Source organism: Kocuria sp. CPCC 205231 (assembly GCF_040980965.1).
GTDB classification, from domain to species: Bacteria; Actinomycetota; Actinomycetes; order Actinomycetales; family Micrococcaceae; genus Kocuria; species Kocuria rosea.
In genome coordinates this window covers 1-3,211 of the sequence record NZ_JAVKPP010000046.1, presented here as the reverse complement: position 1 = coordinate 3,211, position 3,211 = coordinate 1, and the positions used below count along the sequence as shown (strand labels likewise).

General features: G+C 65.8%; 5 protein-coding genes. 2 read left to right on the top strand and 3 right to left on the bottom strand.

Going from position 1 to position 3,211, the window contains the following annotated elements; genetic code table 11:
- Window positions 1-432: 432 nt before the first annotated feature.
- From RF640_RS18750 to RF640_RS18740, 3 genes are all read right to left on the bottom strand, one after another.
- Window positions 433-801, bottom strand: a complete 369-nt coding sequence (locus tag RF640_RS18750; protein ID WP_368828650.1) for a hypothetical protein — start codon at window positions 799-801, stop codon at window positions 433-435.
- Window positions 802-1,376: 575 nt separating this feature from the next.
- The gene (locus RF640_RS18745) at window positions 1,377-1,628 is read right to left on the bottom strand and encodes a hypothetical protein (RefSeq protein WP_229586971.1); all 252 of its coding nucleotides are present in this window, start codon (window positions 1,626-1,628) and stop codon (window positions 1,377-1,379) included.
- Between the two features lie 203 nt (window positions 1,629-1,831).
- A complete protein-coding gene (locus RF640_RS18740) occupies window positions 1,832-1,984 on the bottom strand; it encodes a hypothetical protein (protein ID WP_368828649.1) in 153 nt (50 codons plus the stop codon).
- A gap of 117 nt (window positions 1,985-2,101) precedes the next feature.
- Here RF640_RS18740 and RF640_RS18735 point away from each other — a divergent pair, with 117 nt between their 5' ends.
- On the top strand, window positions 2,102-2,701 hold the full coding sequence (locus RF640_RS18735) for a hypothetical protein (protein ID WP_126346279.1): 600 nt from the start codon (window positions 2,102-2,104) through the stop codon (window positions 2,699-2,701).
- Window positions 2,702-2,910: 209 nt separating this feature from the next.
- Entirely contained in the window at window positions 2,911-3,150 is a 240-nt protein-coding gene (locus tag RF640_RS18730; protein WP_368828648.1) for an ATP-binding cassette domain-containing protein, read from the top strand.
- Window positions 3,151-3,211 lie beyond the last annotated feature (61 nt).

Genomic DNA, 3,211 nt, shown 5'->3' with positions numbered 1-3,211 from the left:
TGAGGACAGGGTCCGGCAGGGGGTCAAACTTCGTCTGCCGCCACAGGGTCAGTTTTCACGTGCCGTCGACAGAGATAGCCACAGTCGCTTTCTCTTTACATATGGCCCGGCTACCGGTGAGCGGTGGAGCTGGGATTCGTTGACACCGACCCGGGTGGGCCCGGGTCGCAAGAAACCGCGGCGGCGAGGTGGGTGTCATCGGTGGTGGGGATTTCCGCTGTGGGTGGTTAGGTGGTGGCCGGCATCACAGGTCGCCATGCGTGGGCCTTCGCCGGGACGATAACCACGGAAATTCGCCCCGAGGATTCCACGCGACCTTGGCTCGGCAAAGACACTGACGAGGGGCCCGTCTCTTGACCGGTGCCGTTCTCACGGGTTGTCGGTCAGGGCGGCGAGCTCATGGATGAGCCGATTGCCGGGATCTGCCGGCGTTCATGCCGACTTCGGTAGCGGCCTCGGGGATCCGGCTTTGCCTCGGCGGCTTGCCAGGGCGGTCACGGGGCGGTGGGGGGAGTGATGGGCGGGAGGATCGGTCGCGGTGAGTACCTCCACCGGGCCGGTGCCGTCTGCGGTGTCGAGGTGCTCGAGTGCCCAGCGCAACAGGTCCACCGCGCCGGTCTCCACGTGCTCTGCTCCGGTGAGGTCGATGGAGACCGTCACCGGGGGGATCAGGGTCCGGGCCCGGGCTACCAGAGGGTGGAGGGCGTGTTGGTTGGCCTCGGTCAGGCGGCCGGTGACGATCAGGCGTACGTAGGCGCCGTGAAGATCGATTTGGACGAGCACGGAGAGTTTGTGGTCCATAGGTGAGCATCCTTCATCGCATGCTGGCAACCTCAGGCCCGGTCCTGGACCTTTTCTCACGCTAGGGGAGGGCCCCAGGTTGAGAAGGAACGATCCTCGCTGCGTCTCATGTTTCTCTAACCGACGGGTAAATCTCGCACCGGATGGGAGGCTTTTTCCTGCCCTCGATACGGACATGGACCCGGCTCGCAGGACCGAGGGCGTCGGCGCTGAGTCGTTCTGCGCCCCGCATGGGATTCCCCGGGGTTCCCGGCAGCCAGACATGGAACCGATGAGCGTGCTCGAGAGACATCGCGGCCCACGTCAAGGTCCGGGAACCGACGTCGAGGTCCTTCTGTACCTGTCGCCTGACTCGTTCATGCAGCGACCGAGCAACTGCAAGTTGACCTGCAGGCAACGGGGGCATGAGCAACTCAACCTTCTCCGTCTTTACATATGGCCCGGTTATCAGCCGCTCCACGAGAACGACATTGCGGTTGGGGTTGGCTCGTGCGGGGGCAGGTCCTGTCCTGCTGGGCGTGCTGGCCGTGCTTGCACGTTCCGCACAGGGATGCTGTTACCCGAGGTGCAATGGGTCAGGAGTCGTCGTCCTGGCTCCACAGCCAGTGCAGGTAGATGGCGCCCCATCCCGGGCCCAGGGCGTCCACTAGGGCGTTGGCCACCGTGCGGGCGTCCACCCAGGGGTAGCGCTGACCGATCCGTGTCGCTTCCTGGCAGATCCTCTCCGGATCGTGGCCCTCGTGGTGCAGGGCGAGGGTGGCTTCACTGAGCCGGGCCTCGAAGAGGCGTCGATCCGTCAGGGGCACGGGCTCAAAGGTGATAGACATCAGACTCCCTCAGATCAACGATCGCCCCAGGGAGCCGGAGTTGCTCCCACGAGCAGCTCCGCGAATGGTGGAGACATAGTAAGCAACATCACACTCGAATGGCTATTCGAGGATTGATCTCATGTGCTAACGCCCATGGCGCTCTCGGAGGCAGCGCACGCCCCACGGCAATCGTGCAGCGGACTCCTACGGATCCACCGGAGTCAGGGGGGCATTGACCGCCACCTCAGCTCTCCGGGCTGTTCGTCGAGGTACTTGGAGGTGGTGGTCACCGAAGTGTGACCCAGCAGCTGGGCGGCGACCATCACGTCCCAGTCTTCGGTGAGCACCAGGGTGGCTGCGGTGCTACCGGACATTGCCCGCGGGAATGATGAGGCAGTAGGGGTTGGTGGCCCGGGCGCTTTCTTGGTCGGGGCCGGAACACTCCCTGTCGGCGCCATCTGTTGGGCCGGTGGATGCCATAGCGTCGGATGATGGACCGCCAGGACAAAGCCGCAGCACCACTTCATCAGCGTCGAATGCTCGTGGGGTTGGGCGTGATCTCCTGCGCGGTGTGGATCGCCCGGGGATTCACCATCTACTTCGCCTCGCCCTCGAGTGGGGCTGTGGTCGGTGCCGGGATCGGTATCGGGTTGTTGCTGGTGCTGTACTCGATCGTCCTCGTGCCCTTGGCGCTGGGCCGGGAATGGGCCCCTGCGTTGGGGGCCGTGTTCGCGGGTCTGGCCGTCGCCGGGACCCTGGCCGAGCTGGCCGGATCGGCCGGCTCGCCGAACCTGCCCGTGGTCGGGCTTGACCTCGCCTTCGTGCTGATCAACATCGCCTGGATCAAGCTTGAACACGAGGACAGCGGCTGGGTGGGACTGCTCACCTGTGTGGTGACGGGGCTGCTGGTCGGCGTCGAGCTGGTGGTCATCGTTGCGCGCGGGGCCCCCGGGCTGGGTGAGGTGCTGCCACGACTGCTGGTCCTCGTGGGGGCAGCGTTTCTGGCCGTGGCGATCCGCCGACACTGGAACCGCGCCGACAAGGATGACGACCCGTCCACCGCGGACGGCGCCCTCGGGGAGGGGGGTTGAGCTGAGGCGGGAGTAGACCAACGTGCGAAGCCGGGTGCTGATGAAGATTGGTGTTCGGTCGTGGCGGTGGCGGATGTCCGGCCGGCGGGGGATCTGCGGGCGGTGGTACCGGGGAAGAATGGGGTGGCTGTGTTGCCGTAGAAAGGCTCTTGTCCGTGAGTTGCGCCGCTGTCCTGTCTGTTCGTGAGTTGGTGTGTGGTTATGCCGGGGTGCCGGTGACCGCCGGGGTCAGCTTCGAGGTGGGGCCGGGGGAGGCGGTGGTGCTGCGCGGGGCCAATGGGGCGGGCAAGTCCACGGTGCTGCGCACGGCCGTGGGCCAGCAGGCTCCGGTGAGCGGGGAGCGGTGGCTGAAGGGCGGGCCGGTGGTGGAGAACTCGCTGGCCTACCGCCGGGCGGTGAGCTGCCTGTTCGACGAGGACGCGTTCTTGCCCGGGGTGTCTGTCCCGTGACGGGTCTGTTGGAGGCTTTCATTCCACGGAAGGATGAGAGTCATGGGAGCACCGAGGAAGT